The sequence below is a fragment of the Kitasatospora sp. NPDC051170 genome (assembly GCF_044455705.1).
GTDB lineage: Bacteria > Actinomycetota > Actinomycetes > Streptomycetales > Streptomycetaceae > Kitasatospora.
The window spans coordinates 116866-134412 of sequence record NZ_JBITFA010000011.1 but is presented as its reverse complement, the minus strand read 5'-3'; the positions used below and the strand labels follow the sequence as shown (position 1 = coordinate 134412).

Here is a 17547-nt window from a genome sequence, read left to right as displayed (position 1 = left end):
ATCCGTAGTTCCAGCGCCCCGGGGATGCGGGACTACGGCAGTAGTGCCACTACGGAAGTAGTTCCTCAGCGCGCGATGGGCGCCGTGGTCGCCTTCGTGAGGGCGATGAGGTCCCCCGGGGCGAGCTCGACCTCCAGGCCCCGGCGCCCGGCCGAGACGTAGATCGTCGGGTGCCCGAGCGCGCCCGCGTCGACGACCGTGCGCAGCGGGCGGCGCTGGCCGAGGGGGGAGATGCCGCCCAGGACGTAGCCGCTGCTGCGTTCGGCGGCGGCCGGGTCGGCCATGGCGGCGCGCTTGCCGCCGACGGCCGCGGCCAGCGCCTTGAGGTCGAGCTGTCCGGCGACGGGGACCACGCCGACCGTCAGGGCGCCGTCGACGTCGGCGACCAGGGTCTTGAACACCCGCTCCGGGGCGACGCCGAGGGCCTCGGCCGCCTCGCCGCCGTAGGAGGCGGCGGCCGGGTCGTGCTCGTACGCGTGCACCGTGAACGCGACGGCGGCGCTCTCCAGGGCGACGGTCGCGGGGGTGCCCTGGCCGCCCTTCTTCGTCTTCTTGGCCATCACGTGTCCTTGTACGTGTCCTGGATGGGCTCAGCGGGCTCAGCGGGTTAAGCGGGCTCAGCCGGCTCAGTTGGGGCTGAAGGACTGCCGGGTCAGGTCGACGGCCGGCAGCGAGGGCAGCCAGCTGAGGACGGCGGACTCGCGGCGCAGCAGGTCGAGTTCCAGGCGCAGCCGCTGGGCGGTCTCGGGGCAGGCGAGCAGCCGCTGCTTGACCGGGGTCTCGAACACCGAGGCGGCGGCGACCAGGTAGGAGAGCACCTGCGGGTCGTCCGGGAGCTCCTGGCGCCCGACGGTGGTGGCCTCGCGGGCGCCCGCCAGCCGCGTCTGGTACACCCGGAACGCCCGCTCGACCTCGGCCGCGAGGGCGCCGGAGCCGGCGCCGGGGCGTTCCTCGACCGGCGTGGTCTCGCCGGTCAGGTACGGCCCGGAGGCGTCCACGGAGCGCAGCTCGAAGCGGGTGGTGCCGGTGACGAGCAGTTCGTACCGGCCGTCCGCCTGCTTCTCGGCGGTGGTGACGTCGGCGACGCAGCCGATGTGGAAGAGCGCCTCCAGAGGGTTCCCGGTGGCGGTGCCGAGGCCGTCCAGCGGCCCGGCGGGGCCGTCCTCGGGGCGCACCGGGGCGGTCTCGCGGCCGTCCTTGATGGCGACCACGCCGAAGCGGCGCGGCTCGTCCTCGGGCTGTTCGAGCAGATCGGCGACGAGACGGCGGTAGCGCTCCTCGAAGACGTTCAGGGGCATCACCAGGCCCGGGTAGAGCACGGTGTTCAGCGGGAAGAGCGGCAGCCGTTCTGTCACGGCGGACAGCGTAGTTCCCCGGGGCCCGGGCGTGTCGCACAGGCCCCGGGGGCACGGCTGAAGACCCGCGCGAAGACCCGCGCGAAGACCCGCGCGAAGCCCGTGTGAAGGCCCGCGCGAACACCCGCCCTAGCCGCGCTGGAGCATCCTGGTGGCGCCGGTGACGAAGGTGGACGCGAGCAGCCAGCCGACCACGACCAGGCCGGCGGAGAGCCACTGGTCGATCCCGCCGGGGTTCCAGGCGCCCTGGTTGAGGTCGACGATCGGCAGCAACTCGTTGAGCGTGTAGAGCACCGGGTTCCAGTGCGGGCGCTCGTCGGCCTTGAGGGGTTCCAGCGGGTGGGCGTTGAACCAGAGGCTGCCCAGCGCCCAGGCGAGCAGCAGCCACAGGCCCGCCCGGCCGGGGCGGAAGCCGTAGCCGACGGTGACGTCCTGCACGAGGCCCCAGACGCGGGCGGGCAGCGCCAGGGTGGCGCGGCGGCTGCGCTGCTTGGCGTAGAGCACCTCGCGGGCGTCGTCGTCGGCCCCGTCGCGGCGCAGGGCGGCGGCCAGCTGCTCGTAGGACTCCGGCTGGAAGTCCACCGAGGAGCCCTCCAGCCAGGCGATCCGCTCCTGGATGGTGAACTGCTCGGCCGGGCGCAGCACCTCGTAGACGAAGCCCGTCAGGCCCAGGTGCTTGCCGCGCGGCCAGGCGGTCGGGGTGTCGACCAGGTTGCCGACGCGGGCGCGGGAGAGGGAGACGGTGCCGGTGGGGCGCTTGCGGCAGGTGAAGCGCAGCTCGGGGGTGTGGATGCGCCGCAGCGACAGTTCGTCGCCCTCCTCCAGGTGGAACTCGCCGGAGATCAGGCAGGCGCCCTCGAAGCGGCTGTCGGAGAGCCGCACGCGGCCGTAGGCGCGGAACGGGGTGGTGGGCCCGTCGGGCGCGGCGGTCTCGCCGTAGCCGGAGCCGTAGTAGCTGCGGGACCCGAACCAGCCGCCGTCGGCGGAGGAGGTCAGGTAGACGGTGTGGCCGACGGTGACGCGCACGGCGTTGAGGCAGGTGCGGTTCTGCGGGGCGGCGCGCAGCTGGGCGCCGCGCAGCGAGAGCCGGCCGCCGATGCGGGCGGTGCGGATGCTCAGCTCGCCGTCGACCTCCATCCGTTCGGCCTCGAAGTCCTGGTGGATGGTGATCCCGTCGGCGGAGATCGCCCGGCCGTAGCGGTCGCCGCCGACCTTGGCCAGGTTGAGCAGCAGGTCGGTGCCGATCTTCGCGTCGGTGAGGCGTATGCCCTCGGGGACGCGGGAGCGGGCGAGGTGGAGGTCCCCGGTGGTGGTCAGCCGGGAGGCTTCCAGGCGGGGTATCAGGCAGTCGACGAGACGCAGGGTGCTGGCCTCGGCCTCGGAGACCAGCAGCTTGTGGTCGAAGCGGCAGCCGTACAGCTCCACGTAGTGGGCTATCCGGCCGCCGGCGAGGTTGAGCGGGCCGGTGACGAGCAGGCCGTTCATCCGCAGCGAGGCGACCCGGCCGGGCACGGCCTCCGGGCCGGCCAGCAGCAGGCGGGCGAGCACCTCGGCGCGGACGATCCGTTCGGGGCCCCAGACGGCGTCGCCGAAGGGGTCGTCGGTGTCCGCGTCGCCGAACCGGCGGTCGAAGACGTTGCCCTGCCGGAACGCCTCCCACAGCTCCCGCTCGGTGTCCGTCCAGTGGTCCGGAACACTCTGCACTGAGATTTCCCCCGCCCCCTTGTTGTCTCGCTCTTCGTATCACGGACTGAAATGCGGCGACCAGCGGTTCCGGTCACTCCTTACACTGGTTGGCGTGATCTCTCGAATCGACCTCCGCGGCTCGCTCGACGACCCGCGTGACCTGCTGCCCCGTGCCGAGTTCGACGTCGCGGCCGCCCTGGAGACCGTGCGGCCGATCGCCGAGGACGTACGCCATCGCGGGGTCGCGGCGCTGATCGAAGTCACCGAGCGGTTCGACGGGGTGCGGCTGGAGTCCACCCGGGTGCCGGCGGAGCAGCTGGCCGAGGCGCTGGAGACGCTGGACCCCAAGGTGCGGGCCGCCCTGGAGGAGTCGATCCGCCGGGCGCGGACCGTGCACTCCGAGCAGCGCCGCACCGGGCACACCACGCAGGTGGTGCCGGGCGGGACGGTCACCCAGCGGTGGGTGCCCGTCGAGCGGGTCGGCCTGTACGTGCCGGGCGGGCTCGCCGTCTACCCGTCCTCCGTGGTGATGAACGTGGTGCCGGCCCAGGAGGCGGGCGTACGCGGCATCGCCGTGACCTCCCCGCCGCAGAAGGAGTTCGGAGGCCGCGTCCACCCGGCGATCCTGGCGGCCTGCGCGCTGCTCGGCGTGGAGGAGGTGTACGCGGTCGGCGGCGCCCAGGCCGTGGCGATGTTCGCCCTGGGCACCGAGGAGTGCAAGCCGGTCAACGTGGTCACCGGCCCCGGCAACATCTACGTGGCCGCCGCCAAGCGCTACTTCGCCGGCCGGATCGGCATCGACTCCGAGGCCGGGCCGACGGAGATCGCCGTCCTCGCCGACGACAGCGCGCTGGCCTCCGACGTGGCCGCCGACCTGATCAGCCAGGCCGAGCACGGCCCGACCTCCGGCTCGGTGCTGGTCACCGACTCCCCGGCGCTGGCCGACGCGGTGGAGGCCGAGCTCGCCCAGCAGGTCGCCCGGACCAAGCACAGCGAGCGCGTCGCCGAGGCGCTGGGCGGCCGGCAGTCCGGCATCATCCTGGTCGACGACCTGGACCAGGGCCTCGCCGTCGTCAACGCGTACGCGGCCGAGCACCTGGAGATCCAGACCCGCGACCCGCACGCCGTGGCCGCCCGGGTGGTCAACGCCGGCGCGATCTTCATCGGGCGCTGGACGCCCGTCTCCCTGGGCGACTACGCGGCCGGCTCCAACCACGTGCTGCCCACCGGCGGCTGCGCCTGCCACTCCTCCGGGCTGTCGGTGCAGACCTACCTGCGCAGCGTGCAGGTCGTCGAGTACGACCGCGAGGCGCTGGCGGACGTCGCCGCGCACGTGGTCAACCTGGCGAACGCCGAGGACCTGCCCGGGCACGGGGACGCGATCAAGGCACGTTTCGATTGGACGGTTCCCGGCTCGTGAGCACCGAGACCCCTGTAACCCGCATCGACGACCTCCCCATCCGGGACGAGCTTCGGGGCCAGTCCCCTTACGGCGCACCGCAGTTGGACGTTCCCGTGCAGCTCAACACCAACGAGAACCCCTACCCGCTGCCCGAGGAGCTCGTCGCCCGCATCGCCGAGCGCGTCGCCGAGGCCGCCCGGGGGCTCAACCGCTACCCCGACCGGGACGCGGTCGAGCTGCGCGAGGGCCTCGCCGCGTACCTGACCCGCACGACCGGCTTCGCCGTCGCCCGCGAGCAGGTGTGGGCCGCCAACGGCTCCAACGAGGTGCTGCAGCAGTTGCTCCAGACCTTCGGCGGGCCCGGCCGCAGCGCGCTCGGCTTCGAGCCCTCGTACTCGATGCACGCGCTGATCTCCCGGGGCACCGGCACCGAGTGGATCTCCGGGCCGCGCAACGAGGACTTCACGATCGACGTGGAGGCCGCCGAGGCGGCGATCGCTGAGCGGCGGCCGAACGTGGTGTTCATCTGCTCGCCGAACAATCCGACCGGCACGGCCGTCTCCGCCGAGACGGTGCTGCGGCTGTACGAGGCCGCGCAGGCCGCCCGGCCCAGCCTGGTCGTCGTCGACGAGGCGTACGTCGAGTTCTCGCACCGCGCCTCGCTGCTGCCGCTCATCGAGGGCCGCCCGAACCTGGTCGTCAGCCGCACCATGTCCAAGGCGTTCGGCGCCGCCGGGCTGCGCCTGGGCTACCTCGCCGCCGACGCCGCCGTGGTCGACGCCGTCCAGCTGGTGCGCCTGCCCTACCACCTGTCCGCCGTCACCCAGGCCACCGCGCTGGCCTGCCTGGAGCACACCGACACCCTCCTCGGGTACGTCGGCCGGCTCAAGGAGGAGCGCGACCGGCTGGTCGACGCCCTGCGCGGGATGGGCCTGGAGGTCACCGACTCGGACGCCAACTTCGTCCAGTTCGGCCGCTTCACCGACACCCACGCCGTCTGGCAGGCGATCCTCGACCGGGGTGTCCTCGTCCGCGACAACGGCGTCCCCGGGTGGCTGCGCGTCACCGCGGGCACGCCCGCCGAGAACGACGCCTTCCTGGACGCCGTCCGCAATGTGATCAAGGAGCTCTAACCCGTATGTCCCCCCTGTCACGCATCGGACGCGTCGAGCGCACCACCAAGGAGACCTCCGTCCTCGTCGAGATCAACCTCGACGGCACCGGCCGGACCGACATCTCCACCGGCGTCGGCTTCTACGACCACATGCTCGACCAGCTCGGCCGCCACGGTCTGTTCGACCTCACCGTCAAGACCGACGGCGACCTGCACATCGACACCCACCACACCATCGAGGACACCGCCCTCGCCCTCGGCGCCGCCTTCAAGCAGGCCCTCGGCGACAAGGTCGGCATCTACCGCTTCGGCAACTGCACGGTGCCGCTGGACGAGTCCCTCGCCCAGGTCACCGTCGACCTCTCCGGCCGCCCGTACCTGGTGCACACCGAGCCCGAGGGCATCGCCCCGATGATCGGCTCGTACGACACCACGATGACCCGGCACATCCTGGAGTCCTTCGTCGCCCAGGCGCAGATCGCCCTGCACGTCCACGTGCCCTACGGGCGCAACGCGCACCACATCGTCGAGTGCCAGTTCAAGGCGCTCGCCCGGGCCCTGCGCTACGCCTCCGAGCGCGACCCGCGCGCGGCCGGCATCCTCCCCTCGACCAAGGGTGCGCTGTGAACAACACCGCGATGATCCTCATCTTCGTCGGCCTCTTCCTGGCCGGCGGGGTGATCTCCTTCTGGAAGCAGAAGATCCCCAAGGGCGTCATCCTGGTGCTCGCCTTCGGCTCCGCGATGTGCCTGGCCTCGGGCCTGCTGCGGCTGTAGCGCTGTTGTTGAGACCGGCTGTGTTGTTGAGACCGGCCGTGTCGTAGAGACCGGCTGTAGAGAGACTGGACACCTGAACATGGGCAAGAACGTCGTCGTCCTCGACTACGGCTCCGGCAACCTCCGCTCCGCGCAGCGCGCCCTGGAGCGCACCGGGGCGAACGTCACCGTCAGCTCCGACTACGACACCGCCATGGCCGCGGACGGCCTGCTCGTCCCCGGCGTCGGCGCCTTCGAGGCGTGCATGCGCGGCCTCAAGTCGGTGCGCGGGGACTGGATCATCGGCCGCCGGCTCGCCGGAGGCCGCCCGGTCATGGGCATCTGCGTGGGCATGCAGATCCTCTTCGAGAAGGGTGTGGAGCACGGCGTCGAGACGCCCGGCTGCGACGAGTGGCCCGGCACCGTCGAGCCGCTGGACGCCCCCGTCGTGCCGCACATGGGCTGGAACACCGTGGACACGCCCGAGGGCACCCGGATGTTCGCGGGCCTCGACGCGGACACCCGCTTCTACTTCGTGCACTCCTACGCGGTGCGGCACTGGGAGCTCGAGGTCCACAGCGCGCGGATCAACCCGCCGCTGGTCACCTGGGCCACGCACGGGCAGCCGTTCGTCGCCGCCGTCGAGAACGGCCCGCTGTGGGCCACCCAGTTCCACCCCGAGAAGTCCGGCGACGCCGGCGCCGCCCTGCTGACCAACTGGGTCGACACCCTCTGACCTCCCGCCTCCCGCCTTCTGAGAGTTGTGTAACTGATGAGCCGTCTTGAGCTGCTGCCCGCCGTCGACGTCCGCGACGGCCAGGCCGTCCGCCTGGTCAAGGGCGCCTCGGGCACCGAGACCTCCTTCGGCGAGCCGCTGGCCGCCGCCCTCGCCTGGCAGAACGCCGGCGCCGAGTGGCTGCACCTCGTCGACCTGGACGCCGCCTTCGGCACCGGCTCCAACTACGAGATGCTGCGCGACGTCACCGCCGCGCTGGACATCAAGGTCGAACTGTCCGGCGGCATCCGCGACGACGAGTCCCTCGCCCGCGCCCTCGCCACCGGCTGCACCCGCGTCAACCTCGGCACCGCCGCCCTGGAGGCCCCCGAGTGGGTCGCCAAGGCCATCGCCGAGCACGGCGACAAGATCGCCGTCGGCCTGGACGTCGTCGGCACCACCCTGCGCGGCCGCGGGTGGACCCGCGACGGCGGCCAGCTCTTCGACGTGCTGGCCCGCCTGGACGCCGAGGGCTGCGCCCGCTACGTCGTCACCGACGTCAACCGGGACGGCACCCTGACCGGCCCCAACCTGCAGCTGCTGAGCGACGTCTGCGCCGCCACCGACCGCCCCGTCGTCGCCTCCGGCGGCGTCTCCTCCCTGGACGACCTGCGCGCCATCGCCGGCCTGACCGGCGTGGGAGTCGAGGGCGCCATCGTCGGCAAGGCACTCTACGAGCAGAAGTTCACCCTCGAAGAGGCGCTGGAGGCGGTCTCGGGATGACGGAACGTCAGGTTGTGCGCGGCCGGGTCGGCGGGACCTCCTCCCTGGAGAGCGAGATCGGCTCGGTGCAGGCGATCGCCGTGGGCGACCAGGTGTTCGTGGGCGGAGCCCGTCCCGTCGTGGGGGAGACCCTCTACGGCGAGGGCGACCCGTACGAGCAGGCCCGGGTGGCGTTCGGCATCGGGCTCGACGCCCTGGCCGCGTACGGCCTGACCGCGGACGACGTCGTCCGCACCCGGATGTACCTCACCCACGCCCGGGACCTGGACGCGGTGGGCCGCGCCCACCGGGAGCTCTTCGGCGAGGTGAACCCCGTCGCCACCCTGCTGGTGGTGCAGGGGCTGCCCGACGCCCGGGTGCTGGTGCAGGTCGAACTCGACGCCCATCGCGCCGGGTTGGGGCAATCCCTGGAACCGCTGGAACCGCTGGAACCGCTGGAACCGCACTCTCTGGAATCGCTGGAAGGTTCGTCGTCGTGACCCTCGCCGTACGTGTCATCCCCTGCCTGGACGTGGACGCCGGGCGGGTGGTCAAGGGCGTCAACTTCCAGAACCTGCGCGACGCCGGGGACCCGGTCGAGATGGCCAAGCTCTACGACGCCGAGGGCGCCGACGAGTTGACCTTCCTCGACATCACCGCCTCCTCCGGCGACCGCGAGACCACGTACGACGTGGTCCGCCGCACCGCCGAGCAGGTGTTCATCCCGCTCACCGTCGGCGGCGGCATCCGCGCCGTCGAGGACGTGAACAAGCTGCTGCGCGCCGGCGCCGACAAGGTCGGGGTCAACACCGCGGCCATCGCCCGGCCGGAGCTCATCCGCGAGATCGCCCAGCGCTTCGGGCGGCAGGTGCTGGTGCTGTCGGTGGACGCCCGGCGCTGCCCGCCCGGCACGGAAACCGCCTCGGGCTACGAGGTGACCACGCACGGCGGGCGCCAGGGCACCGGGCTGGACGCCGTCGAATGGGCGGGCCGCGCAGCCGAGTTGGGCGCCGGGGAGATCCTGCTCAACTCCATGGACGCGGACGGCACCAAGGACGGCTACGACCTGGACATGATCCGGGCCGTCCGCAAGGCCGTCTCCGTGCCGGTCATCGCCTCCGGCGGGGCGGGCAAGCTCGCGGACTTCGCCCCGGCCGTCGAGGCGGGGGCCGACGCGGTGCTCGCGGCCAGCGTCTTCCACTTCGGGGACCTGCGCATCGGCGAGGTCAAGGACGCGCTGCGGGAGGCCGGGCACCCGGTGCGGTGACGCCGTCCCGAAGGGGCCCGCCGGTTCTCACCGGCGGGCCCCTTTCGCTTCCGCTACTGCCGGGGCTCGCCCTTGATCAGGGCGAAGGGCGCGCCGTTCGGGTCCGCCAGCCAGGCGAGGCGGCCCACGTTCTCCACGTCCGAGGCCGGCATCAGCACCGAGGCGCCGGCCGCCGTCGCCTTGGCGATCGTCGCGTCCACGTCCGCGGCGGCGAAGTACGGAGTCCAGGCGGAGGGCTGCTCGGGGGACATCGTCGGGGCGATCCCGCCGAAGCTCGTCTGCTCCTGGTCGCCCTGGGAGGTGGAGATCACCCGGTAACTCATGCCCGGGGACGGCTCGAAGTGCTCCTGGCGCCAGCTGAACAGCCGCTGGTAGAAGGCGAATCCACCGTCCTGGTCGGCGGTGTGCAGCTCGGCCCAGACCAGGGTGTCGTCCTCCGACACCACGTCCAGCCCCTTGGAGTTCCCCGCCTGCCAGATCGCGAACTCGGCGCCCTGCGGGTCGGTCAGCGCCGCGAAGCGGCCCTCCTGCATCACGTCCATCACGGGGACACGGACCTTGGCACCGGCCTGCTCGGCGGCCTTGACGGTGGCGTCCGCGTCCGCCGTCGCGAAGTACGTCGTCCAGGCGGAGCCGGCGCCCGCGTCGAGGTGGCCGAGCGCGCCGACACGCTTGCCGTTCAGCAGGAAGAAGCCGTAGCCCCCGGTCTCCGGCACCTCCTGGAACGCCCAGCCGAAGACGGCGTCGTAGAAGGCGGCGGTGGCGGGGATGTCCGGGCTGCCCAGGTCGATCCAGCACGGGGAGCCGAGGGGGAAGTCGGTGGTGATCACGTTGCTGAGCCCTTCGAAAGGGGTCGATGCGGCCACCGCCGAGTCTGCACCCGCCCACCGACATCCGCAGCCGGGCCGGGCGCCCGGGAGAGGGCCCGGCTTTACGGGAACCTACGATTCCGGGATCACCAGGGCCCATATCCTCCCAGTTCCCAAGGCTGGGGCGCCCTTCTGCTGAGGATTGAACAATTGACCGCACGGGTCAAAGGATTCCGGCGCCGCGGACGCCCGCCTAGGTTGGGCCCTGCCAGTCAGGCACACGACAACAGGGGGAATCACATGCGCATCCGCATCGCCGTCGCGGCCCTCGCCGGCGCCGCCGCGCTCGCCGTACCGCTGCTGCCCACCACCGCCCAGGCATCGGCGGCACCCGCACCCGACCGGCTCACCTTCGCCCAGGCCGCCGCGCGCAGCGCCGGACAGACCCCCGGGCTCACCGCCGGCTACGTCCGCTTCCGCAGCCTCTACGGCCCCACGCCCGGCCAGTGTCTCGACGCCGACGCCACCAACGGCGGCAACGGAACCAAGGTCCAGGTCTGGGGCTGCAACGGCACCACCCAGCAGGAGTGGTACTCCTGGGACGACTACAGCCTGGAGAGCGCCCGCTTCCCCGGCATGTGCCTCGACGCCGACACCAACGGCGGCGGCAACAACGGCACCCGGCTCCAGCTGTGGCAGTGCAACGGCACCAGCCAGCAGAAGTGGTTCCTGCGCGCCAACGACCTGGCCATCTACAACCAGCGCTTCAACAACAACCTGAACATCGTCGTCGACCGCGACACCAACACCCCCGGCGACGGCGCCCAGGTGCAGCTGTGGCAGAAGAACTTCCAGTCCCAGCAGTGGTGGCAGGTCACCGGCGCCTGACACCTTTCCGACTCGCCGCCGCCCGCCGCCCCACCGGCGGGCGGCGGCGCCCATTCACCGCGTGGCCGGCACGCCGACCTGCACGACGCCGTACCTGCTGCTCGTCCGCCAGCGCTCCCCGGAGGCCTCCAGCCAGGCCACCACCGCCGCGTCCAGGTCGAAATTCTTTGGGGCCGCGCCTCGGCATGCCGCGGCGCGGCCCCAAAGTTGTGTTTCCCTTGTTGGTCTCTTTGTGATTTCTTCCCTTCCCCTTCTCGGGTCAGCGGGGCGGGAGGGGGAGGGCGTGGGTGAGGGCTTCGAGGGCGTCCGGGGGGCCGTCGATGGTGAGGGTGGTCCGGGGGCCGCGGCCGTAGAGGTAGAGGATGAGTTCGCCGGGGGCGCCGGTGAGGTGGACGGCGGGGGTGCCGGTGGGGCCGGTGGTGACGGTGCGGCCGTCGGGGTGGTGGAGGTGGAGGCGGACGGGGGTGCGGTGGGCGGCTTCGAAGCGGGCGAGGAGGGGCAGGCGGCGCCAGAGTGCCTCGGTGCGGCCGGGTGGGACGGGGGCGGCGGCGGTGGGGTCCCAGGTGGCGGCGGCGCGCTGGACGTCCTCGGCGTGGACGAAGTACTCGACGGTGTTGGCCGCCTCGTCCGCCCCGGGGAGGGCGAAGAGGGAGTAGACGGGCGGTCCGGAACGGAAGAGGCGCAGCAGTTCCTCGTAGGGCCGCTCCGCGTACGCGTCCTGGACGCGGCGCGTCCAGCCGGCGAGTGCGCCGACGCGGATGCCCGCCGCGGCGTCGAACCGGCGTTCGCGCATGACGAGGTGGGCGGCGAGGTCGCGGGTGGTCCAGCCGGCACACAGGGTGGGGGCGTCGGGGCCTGCGGCGGCGAGCAGTTCGGTCAGGCGGTGGCGCTCGGCGAGGGCGTGGTTCGACATGCGGGACACCTTAGAGCGGCCGGCGCACGGGGGGCGGCGTCGCGTCCCCCGGGCTCTCGCCGCCCCCCATGCGCCGGCCGCCCTTACGGATGCAGCGGGGCGGCGATCTTGGGGCCGCCCTGCTTCTCGGAGAGGGTGAGGGCGCAGGAGTAATCCCGCCAGCCGGCCTGGTAGTTGGCGCCGGTGGGGCCGAACTGCCGCTCGTGGTACTTCTTTCCGTCGGTCTGCCGGGCCATCGCCGCGGTCTGGGCGTCGTAGCAGCCGTTGCGGATGGCCAGGGCGATGGGGACCTCGCCGCTGAGGCCGTCGGGGAGCTTGAGGTCGGCGATCACCTCGCCGTCGTGGTCGCCGGTGCACGGCCGTTCCTCGATCTTGGTGATGACGGGGCTCAGCTGCGGGTGGTCGAAGCAGGCGCCGACCGGGAGGAAGACGTACGGCGGCTTGGGCGTGGGGGTGGGTGCAGGCGTCGGGGTGGGAGTGGGTGTGGGGGTGGCGGTCGGCGGGGGAGGGGCGGCCGCCGGCTTCTTCTCGTCCTCGGGCCACAGCAGCACGGTGCCGACCACCGCGAGCAGCAGGACGAGGACGGCCGAGACGGTGAGGACCAGGCCCCGGCCCGGCCTGGTGTCGGGGGGCGGGGGCTGCTGCTCGGAGGTCATGGCCATGAGGATGGCCCAAACCGGAGCCCCCCGGCAGGTGGTTGGGCGAACTCGTCGACGAGCCCCGACGGCCGGGCTGACACAATGGCATCATGCGCACCACACCAGCCGCCCCGGGCACCACCGCCCTGGACCCCGAGATCGCCGCGCGCCTCAAGCGCACCGAGGACGGTCTGCTGCCCGCCGTCGCCCAGCAGTTCGACACCGGCGAGGTGCTGATGCTCGGCTGGATGGACGACGAGGCCCTGCACCGCACCCTGACCACCGGCCGCTGCACCTACTGGAGCCGCAGCCGCAGCGAGTACTGGGTCAAGGGCGACACCTCCGGCCACGTCCAGGCGGTCAAGTCCGTGGCCCTGGACTGCGACGGCGACACCCTCCTCGTCAAGGTCGACCAGTCCGGCGCGGCCTGCCACACCGGCGACCGCACCTGCTTCGACGCCGACGTCCTGCTTCCGCTGTCCTGAACCGTCCCGCAACCCGAAACCTCAGAAGGTACCGCCCAGCATGGATCTCGAAGCCTTCCGCAAGCTCGCCGTCGACACCCGGGTCATCCCGGTCACCCGCAGGCTCCTCGCGGACGGCCTCACCCCGATCGGCCTCTACCGCAGCCTCGCCGCCGAGCGCCCCGGCACCTTCCTGCTGGAGTCCGCCGAGCAGGGCCGCAGCTGGTCGCGCTACTCCTTCGTCGGCGTGCGCAGCGCCGCCACCCTCACCGTCGGCCCGGACGGCGACGCGCGCTGGCTCGGCACCCCGCCGGTCGGCATCCCCACCACCGGCGACCCGCTGGAGGTGCTGCGCGCCGCCCTCACGGCCCTGCACACCCCGCGACACACGGACGACGGCCTGCCCCCGCTGACCGGCGGCCTGGTCGGCTACCTCGGCTACGACATCGTCCGCCGCCTGGAGAAGCTGCCCGACCTCAACCCGGACGACCTGGGCCTGCCCGAGCTGACGATGCTGCTCGCCACCGACCTCGCCGTCCTGGACCACGCCGACGGCACCGTCCTGCTGATCGCCAACGCCGTCAACCACAACGACCTGGCCAGCGGCGTCGAGGAGGCCCACGCCGACGCCGTCGCCCGGCTCGACGCGATGGAGGCGGACCTCTTCAAGCCCGTCGACCCGGGCCTGGCCACGTTCACCCCGGCCGGCCCCGGCGAGGTGCACTCGCCCTTCGGCGGCGAGCCGTACCGGGCGGCCGTGGAGGAGATCAAGGAGCGCATCCGCGCCGGCGAGGCCTTCCAGGTGGTGCCCTCGCAGCGCTTCGAGGCCCCCTGCCCGGCCTCCGCGCTGGACGTCTACCGGGTTCTGCGCACCACCAACCCCAGCCCGTACATGTACCTGTTCCGCTTCCCCGGCCCGGACGGCACGGCCGAGGGCGGCTTCGACGTGGTCGGCTCCAGCCCGGAGGCGCTCGTCAAGGTCACCGAGGGCGAGGCGATGGTGCACCCGATCGCCGGCACCCGCCACCGCGGCGCCACCCCGCAGGAGGACGCGGCGCTCGCCGCCGAGCTGCTCGCCGACCCCAAGGAGCGCGCCGAGCACCTGATGCTCGTCGACCTGGGCCGCAACGACCTGGGCCGGGTCTGCGAGCCGGGCAGCGTCGAGGTCGTCGACTTCATGCAGATCGAGCGCTACAGCCACGTGATGCACATCGTCTCGACGGTCACCGGCAAGGTCGCCCCGGGCCGTACGGCCTTCGACGTGCTGACCGCCTGCTTCCCCGCCGGCACCCTCTCCGGCGCGCCCAAGCCCCGGGCGATGCGCATCATCGAGGAGCTGGAGCCGACCAGGCGGGGCCTGTACGGCGGCTGCGTCGGCTACCTGGACTTCGCCGGGGACTCCGACACCGCGATCGCCATCCGCACCGCCGTGCTGCGCGACGGCACCGCCTACGTGCAGGCCGGCGCGGGCGTCGTCGCCGACTCGGACCCGCACGGCGAGGACACCGAGTGCCGCAACAAGGCCGCCGCCGTGCTGCGCGCCGTCGCCACCGCCAATACGCTGCGGACGCCGGAGCTGTAAGTCGTACGAGGGAGGCGGCCGGGATGGGCGAGGTGCCGCACGACGAACGGCGGTGGGAGTTCGTGCTCGCCGCCGCCGTCCGGATCAGGGACGGCCTCGGCGGCCACGGCCGGGTGCTCTCCCAGGTCCTGATCGACCTCCCGGCCGCGCCCGGCCCGGTCGCCCCCGACCTGGTGGTGATCGCGCCCGGCGCCGTGCACAACGCCCGGGGCCGGTACACGGCCGCCGACGTGCGGGCCGTCCTGGAGCTCTCCGGCCCGGGCCAGGCGGAGGCCGGACGGGTGTACGCGCACAGCGGCGTGCCGCTGTACGTGGTGGTCGACCCGGTGGGTGCGGCGTGCACGGTGCACACCGCGCCCTCGCCCGAAGGGGTGTACCACGAGGCCGAACGGGTGCCGTTCGGCAACGACCTGTTCCTGCCGCTCGGCGAGCGGACGCTCGTGCTGGAGACCGAGGACTTCCCGAGGACGAAGCCCACCCCGGGTACGGCCTGAGGCGTGAGCCGGGGGATAGTGGACGGGTGACCGACCAGAGCCCCGCCCCCGCCTCCGCCGCCACGACCGCCGAGAGGAACGCCGGCCGCCGCACGCTCGCCGTGATGCTGCTGCTGACCGTCCTGAGCGCCGTCCTGGTGCTGACCGCGGCCGGCAGGGTCTGGGCCGAGGGCAGGGCGGGCAGCCTGGAGGTCTCCGTCACCGGCTCCGCGATCTCCGAACTGCCCGGCGGGCTGGCCCTGGTGGGCCTGGCCGCGGCCGTCGCCGTGTTCGCGGTGCGCGGCGCCGGACGGCTGGCGGTCGGCGCGCTCACCCTGCTGGCCGGGCTCGGCGCCGCCGCGGCGGCCGTCGCCGGGGCCGGGGACACCGACGCGCTGGACACCGAGGCCGCTCGCAAGCTCGCCCTGGCCGGCTCCACCGCCACCGAGGTCACCCACGGCGCCTGGCCCTGGCTCGCCGTCGTCGGGGGCCTGCTGCTCGCCGCCGCCGGGCTGCTCACCCTCCGCTACGGCCGGGGCTGGCCCGCCATGGGCAGCCGCTACGAGGCGCCCACCCGCAAGGGCCCGGCGAAGGCCGACACGCCCGCCGACCTGTGGAAGGCCCTGGACCGGGGCGAGGACCCGACGGCCGTCTGACCGGACCCGACCGGCGTCCGACCGGCGTCCGACCGGACCCGACCGGCGTCCGGGCGGGCCCGACCGCCGTCCGAGCTGGGCGCGTGTGACGCGATAGACCCGCCACCCGCTTTGGGCCCCCGCTGTGTGGACCGGCACAATGGAACCCGTCAACCCGCCGGCGGCCCCGCAGGCCCGGCCGGGCCCCGAGAGCCAAGGAGCATCACCGATGGCAGCAGCTGCACACGGCCACAACCCCGCCGCCTGGACCGGCGTGGTCATCACCTTCATCGGCTTCGGCGTCGCGGGTGTCGCCATGATCCTGCCGTCCGTGCTGCTGGTCTGGGCCGGCCTGGCGGTCGTCCTGCTCGGCGGGGTCGTCGGCAAGGCCATGTCGATGGCCGGCATGGGCAAGCAGCCCAGCACCAACGTCTACAGGTCGACCGACGAGCAGCACGCGGCCCAGGCGGCCCGCACCGCCGCCGCCGTCACCGCCTGACACGCGGACCGCACGCGGACTTTTCGCACGACTGAACGGCGGGCGCGGCGCGCCCGCCGTTTCGTTCCGTCCGGGCCCGGCGCGGGCAGAATCGGGGCGTGAACGCCGCCCCCACCGCCTCCGCCCCGCCGCCCGTGCTGCGCCGGTTGGGCCCGCCGCTGGCCGCGCTGGCGGCGGTGGCCGTCCCGACCGCGTACATCGCGTCGGTGGACCCCAACAGCCCCGGGCACTACCCGGACTGCCCCTTCCTCGCGGCCACCGGCTGGTGGTGCCCCGGCTGCGGGGGCCTGCGCTGCGTCCACGCGCTGACCCACGGGGACCTCACCACCGCGCTCCACGACAACGCCCTCGCCGTCCTGCTGTTCGCCGTGCTGGCCGTGCTGTGGCTGCGCTGGGCCTGGGCGGCGCTGACGGGCGGGCCGCCGCCGAGGGCGGCCGTGGGGGCCCGCCGATGGGCGCTGATCGCCCTGCTGGTGCTGGTGTTCACGGCGGTCCGCAACCTGCCGGTGGGCGCCGGACTGGCCCCGCCACTGATCTGAGTGGTCCGGGTGCCGTCCGGTTGCTGCCAGTCCACTTGTTGCCAGACAGGCCCCCGCAGCGCCCGGAATCCGGCGAACGCGCAGATGGGAGCCCCCGCACCGGGCGTCCGCTCCGCGAGACGCGCGCCGGGCTGATGCTCCCCGCGCCCCCTCGGGCCGATACCATCGAACGTGCCGGTGGGTCCTGCCCGAGACCGGCTCCCGCTGGCGAACCGACAGAAACGATGGGGGCTCCCGAGTGAGTGTGCTCGACACGATCATCGAAGGGGTCCGTGAGGACCTCGCCGAGCGACAGGCCCGGGTCTCCCTGGACGAGCTCAAGGAGCGGGCCGCCAAGGCCCGGGACGCCAAGGACGGCGTCGCCGCGCTCAAGGGCGACGGGGTCCGGGTGATCTGCGAGGTGAAGCGCTCCAGCCCGTCCAAGGGCGCCCTCGCCTCGATCGCCGACCCGGCCGCCCTGGCGGCCGACTACGCGGCCGGCGGCGCCGCCGCGATCAGCGTCCTGACCGAGCAGCGCCGCTTCGGCGGCTCGCTCGCCGACCTGGACGCCGTCCGCGCCGCGGTGGACACCCCGTTGTTGCGCAAGGACTTCATCGTTACCGCGTACCAGCTGTGGGAGGCCCGCGCCCACGGCGCCGACCTCGCGCTGCTGATCGTCGCCGCCCTCGAGCAGCCGGCCCTGGTGTCGCTGATCGAGCGCGCCGAGTCGATCGGCCTCACCCCGCTGGTCGAGGTGCACGACGAGGAGGAGATCGCGCGCGCCGTGGACGCCGGCGCCCGGATCATCGGCGTCAACGCGCGCAACCTCAAGACGCTGGAGGTCGACCGCAACACCTTCGGCAACGTCGTCCACGCCATCCCGGACGGCATCGTCAAGATCGCCGAGTCCGGCGTGCGCGGCCCGCTGGACGTCATCTCCTACGCCAACCTGGGCGCCGACGCGGTGCTGGTCGGCGAGTCCCTGGTGACGGGCAAGGACCCGCGCGCCGCCGTCGCCGACCTGGTCGCCGCGGGCGCCCACCCGGCCGTCCGGCACAAGGACTGAAGCCGC

Annotated in this window: 22 protein-coding genes; 16 read left to right on the top strand and 6 right to left on the bottom strand. The window is 73.2% G+C overall.

Annotated elements, in window-relative coordinates:
• Positions 1-65: 65 nt before the first annotated feature.
• The 3 genes from ybaK to ACIBCA_RS23185 form a co-directional block, all read right to left on the bottom strand.
• Positions 66-560: a Cys-tRNA(Pro) deacylase gene (ybaK, locus tag ACIBCA_RS23195; RefSeq protein ID WP_396284859.1), complete on the bottom strand. Its 495-nt coding sequence runs from the start codon at positions 558-560 to the stop codon at positions 66-68.
• Positions 561-626: 66 nt separating this feature from the next.
• Complete coding sequence (locus tag ACIBCA_RS23190) at positions 627-1355, bottom strand: LON peptidase substrate-binding domain-containing protein (protein ID WP_396284858.1); 729 nt, start codon at positions 1353-1355, stop codon at positions 627-629.
• Positions 1356-1484: 129 nt separating this feature from the next.
• Positions 1485-3059, bottom strand: coding sequence for an oxidoreductase (locus tag ACIBCA_RS23185; RefSeq protein ID WP_396284857.1), 1575 nt, complete (start codon positions 3057-3059; stop codon positions 1485-1487).
• 94 nt (positions 3060-3153) lie between these two features.
• Between ACIBCA_RS23185 and hisD the strand changes: the two genes are divergently transcribed.
• From hisD to hisF, 8 genes are all read left to right on the top strand, one after another.
• Positions 3154-4461: a histidinol dehydrogenase gene (gene hisD, locus ACIBCA_RS23180; RefSeq protein WP_396284856.1), complete on the top strand. Its 1308-nt coding sequence runs from the start codon at positions 3154-3156 to the stop codon at positions 4459-4461.
• The gene (locus tag ACIBCA_RS23175; protein WP_396284855.1) at positions 4458-5576 is read left to right on the top strand and encodes a histidinol-phosphate transaminase; all 1119 of its coding nucleotides are present in this window, start codon (positions 4458-4460) and stop codon (positions 5574-5576) included. Before hisD ends, ACIBCA_RS23175 begins: the two co-directional genes overlap by 4 nt.
• A gap of 14 nt (positions 5577-5590) precedes the next feature.
• On the top strand, positions 5591-6184 hold the full coding sequence (gene hisB / locus ACIBCA_RS23170; protein WP_396285014.1) for an imidazoleglycerol-phosphate dehydratase HisB: 594 nt from the start codon (positions 5591-5593) through the stop codon (positions 6182-6184).
• Positions 6181-6333: a hypothetical protein gene (locus ACIBCA_RS23165; RefSeq protein WP_031077155.1), complete on the top strand. Its 153-nt coding sequence runs from the start codon at positions 6181-6183 to the stop codon at positions 6331-6333. Before hisB ends, ACIBCA_RS23165 begins: the two co-directional genes overlap by 4 nt.
• Before the next feature lie 79 nt (positions 6334-6412).
• Complete coding sequence (gene hisH / locus ACIBCA_RS23160; protein ID WP_396284854.1) at positions 6413-7048, top strand: imidazole glycerol phosphate synthase subunit HisH; 636 nt, start codon at positions 6413-6415, stop codon at positions 7046-7048.
• A 36-nt stretch (positions 7049-7084) separates the two neighbouring features.
• On the top strand, positions 7085-7810 hold the full coding sequence (priA, locus tag ACIBCA_RS23155; protein WP_396284852.1) for a bifunctional 1-(5-phosphoribosyl)-5-((5-phosphoribosylamino)methylideneamino)imidazole-4-carboxamide isomerase/phosphoribosylanthranilate isomerase PriA: 726 nt from the start codon (positions 7085-7087) through the stop codon (positions 7808-7810).
• Positions 7807-8289, top strand: coding sequence for a Rid family hydrolase (locus tag ACIBCA_RS23150; protein WP_396284851.1), 483 nt, complete (start codon positions 7807-7809; stop codon positions 8287-8289). Before priA ends, ACIBCA_RS23150 begins: the two co-directional genes overlap by 4 nt.
• Positions 8286-9056 carry an imidazole glycerol phosphate synthase subunit HisF gene (gene hisF / locus ACIBCA_RS23145; RefSeq protein WP_396284850.1) on the top strand — a complete coding sequence of 257 codons (771 nt, stop codon included), beginning with the start codon at positions 8286-8288 and terminating at the stop codon, positions 9054-9056. The genes ACIBCA_RS23150 and hisF overlap by 4 nt, the downstream gene beginning before the upstream one ends.
• Before the next feature lie 53 nt (positions 9057-9109).
• On the opposite strand, the gene ACIBCA_RS23140 is transcribed toward hisF, so the two are convergent.
• On the bottom strand, positions 9110-9886 hold the full coding sequence (locus tag ACIBCA_RS23140; RefSeq protein ID WP_396284849.1) for a VOC family protein: 777 nt from the start codon (positions 9884-9886) through the stop codon (positions 9110-9112).
• A gap of 279 nt (positions 9887-10165) precedes the next feature.
• Between ACIBCA_RS23140 and ACIBCA_RS23135 the strand changes: the two genes are divergently transcribed.
• Positions 10166-10753 (top strand): RICIN domain-containing protein, encoded by a 588-nt coding sequence (locus ACIBCA_RS23135; RefSeq protein ID WP_396284848.1) that lies wholly within the window; start codon positions 10166-10168, stop codon positions 10751-10753.
• Between the two features lie 259 nt (positions 10754-11012).
• Here the strand turns inward: ACIBCA_RS23135 and ACIBCA_RS23130 are convergent, their stop codons facing one another.
• Both ACIBCA_RS23130 and ACIBCA_RS23125 read right to left on the bottom strand, forming a co-directional pair.
• A complete protein-coding gene (locus tag ACIBCA_RS23130; RefSeq protein WP_396284847.1) occupies positions 11013-11666 on the bottom strand; it encodes a TIGR03085 family metal-binding protein in 654 nt (217 codons plus the stop codon).
• Between the two features lie 83 nt (positions 11667-11749).
• Positions 11750-12322, bottom strand: a complete 573-nt coding sequence (locus ACIBCA_RS23125; RefSeq protein ID WP_396284846.1) for a hypothetical protein — start codon at positions 12320-12322, stop codon at positions 11750-11752.
• 92 nt (positions 12323-12414) lie between these two features.
• On the opposite strand from ACIBCA_RS23125, the gene hisI reads away from it, so the two are divergent.
• From hisI to trpC, 7 genes are all read left to right on the top strand, one after another.
• The gene (gene hisI, locus ACIBCA_RS23120) at positions 12415-12789 is read left to right on the top strand and encodes a phosphoribosyl-AMP cyclohydrolase (protein ID WP_396284845.1); all 375 of its coding nucleotides are present in this window, start codon (positions 12415-12417) and stop codon (positions 12787-12789) included.
• 40 nt (positions 12790-12829) lie between these two features.
• A complete protein-coding gene (locus ACIBCA_RS23115) occupies positions 12830-14350 on the top strand; it encodes an anthranilate synthase component I (RefSeq protein WP_396284844.1) in 1521 nt (506 codons plus the stop codon).
• Positions 14351-14373: 23 nt separating this feature from the next.
• Positions 14374-14844 (top strand): Uma2 family endonuclease, encoded by a 471-nt coding sequence (locus ACIBCA_RS23110; protein ID WP_396284843.1) that lies wholly within the window; start codon positions 14374-14376, stop codon positions 14842-14844.
• Between the two features lie 26 nt (positions 14845-14870).
• Entirely contained in the window at positions 14871-15479 is a 609-nt protein-coding gene (locus ACIBCA_RS23105; protein ID WP_396284841.1) for a TIGR02234 family membrane protein, read from the top strand.
• Between the two features lie 208 nt (positions 15480-15687).
• Complete coding sequence (locus ACIBCA_RS23100; protein ID WP_396284840.1) at positions 15688-15957, top strand: HGxxPAAW family protein; 270 nt, start codon at positions 15688-15690, stop codon at positions 15955-15957.
• Between the two features lie 98 nt (positions 15958-16055).
• Positions 16056-16496: a DUF2752 domain-containing protein gene (locus ACIBCA_RS23095; RefSeq protein ID WP_396284839.1), complete on the top strand. Its 441-nt coding sequence runs from the start codon at positions 16056-16058 to the stop codon at positions 16494-16496.
• Positions 16497-16734: 238 nt separating this feature from the next.
• Positions 16735-17541 carry an indole-3-glycerol phosphate synthase TrpC gene (trpC, locus tag ACIBCA_RS23090; protein ID WP_396284838.1) on the top strand — a complete coding sequence of 269 codons (807 nt, stop codon included), beginning with the start codon at positions 16735-16737 and terminating at the stop codon, positions 17539-17541.
• Positions 17542-17547 lie beyond the last annotated feature (6 nt).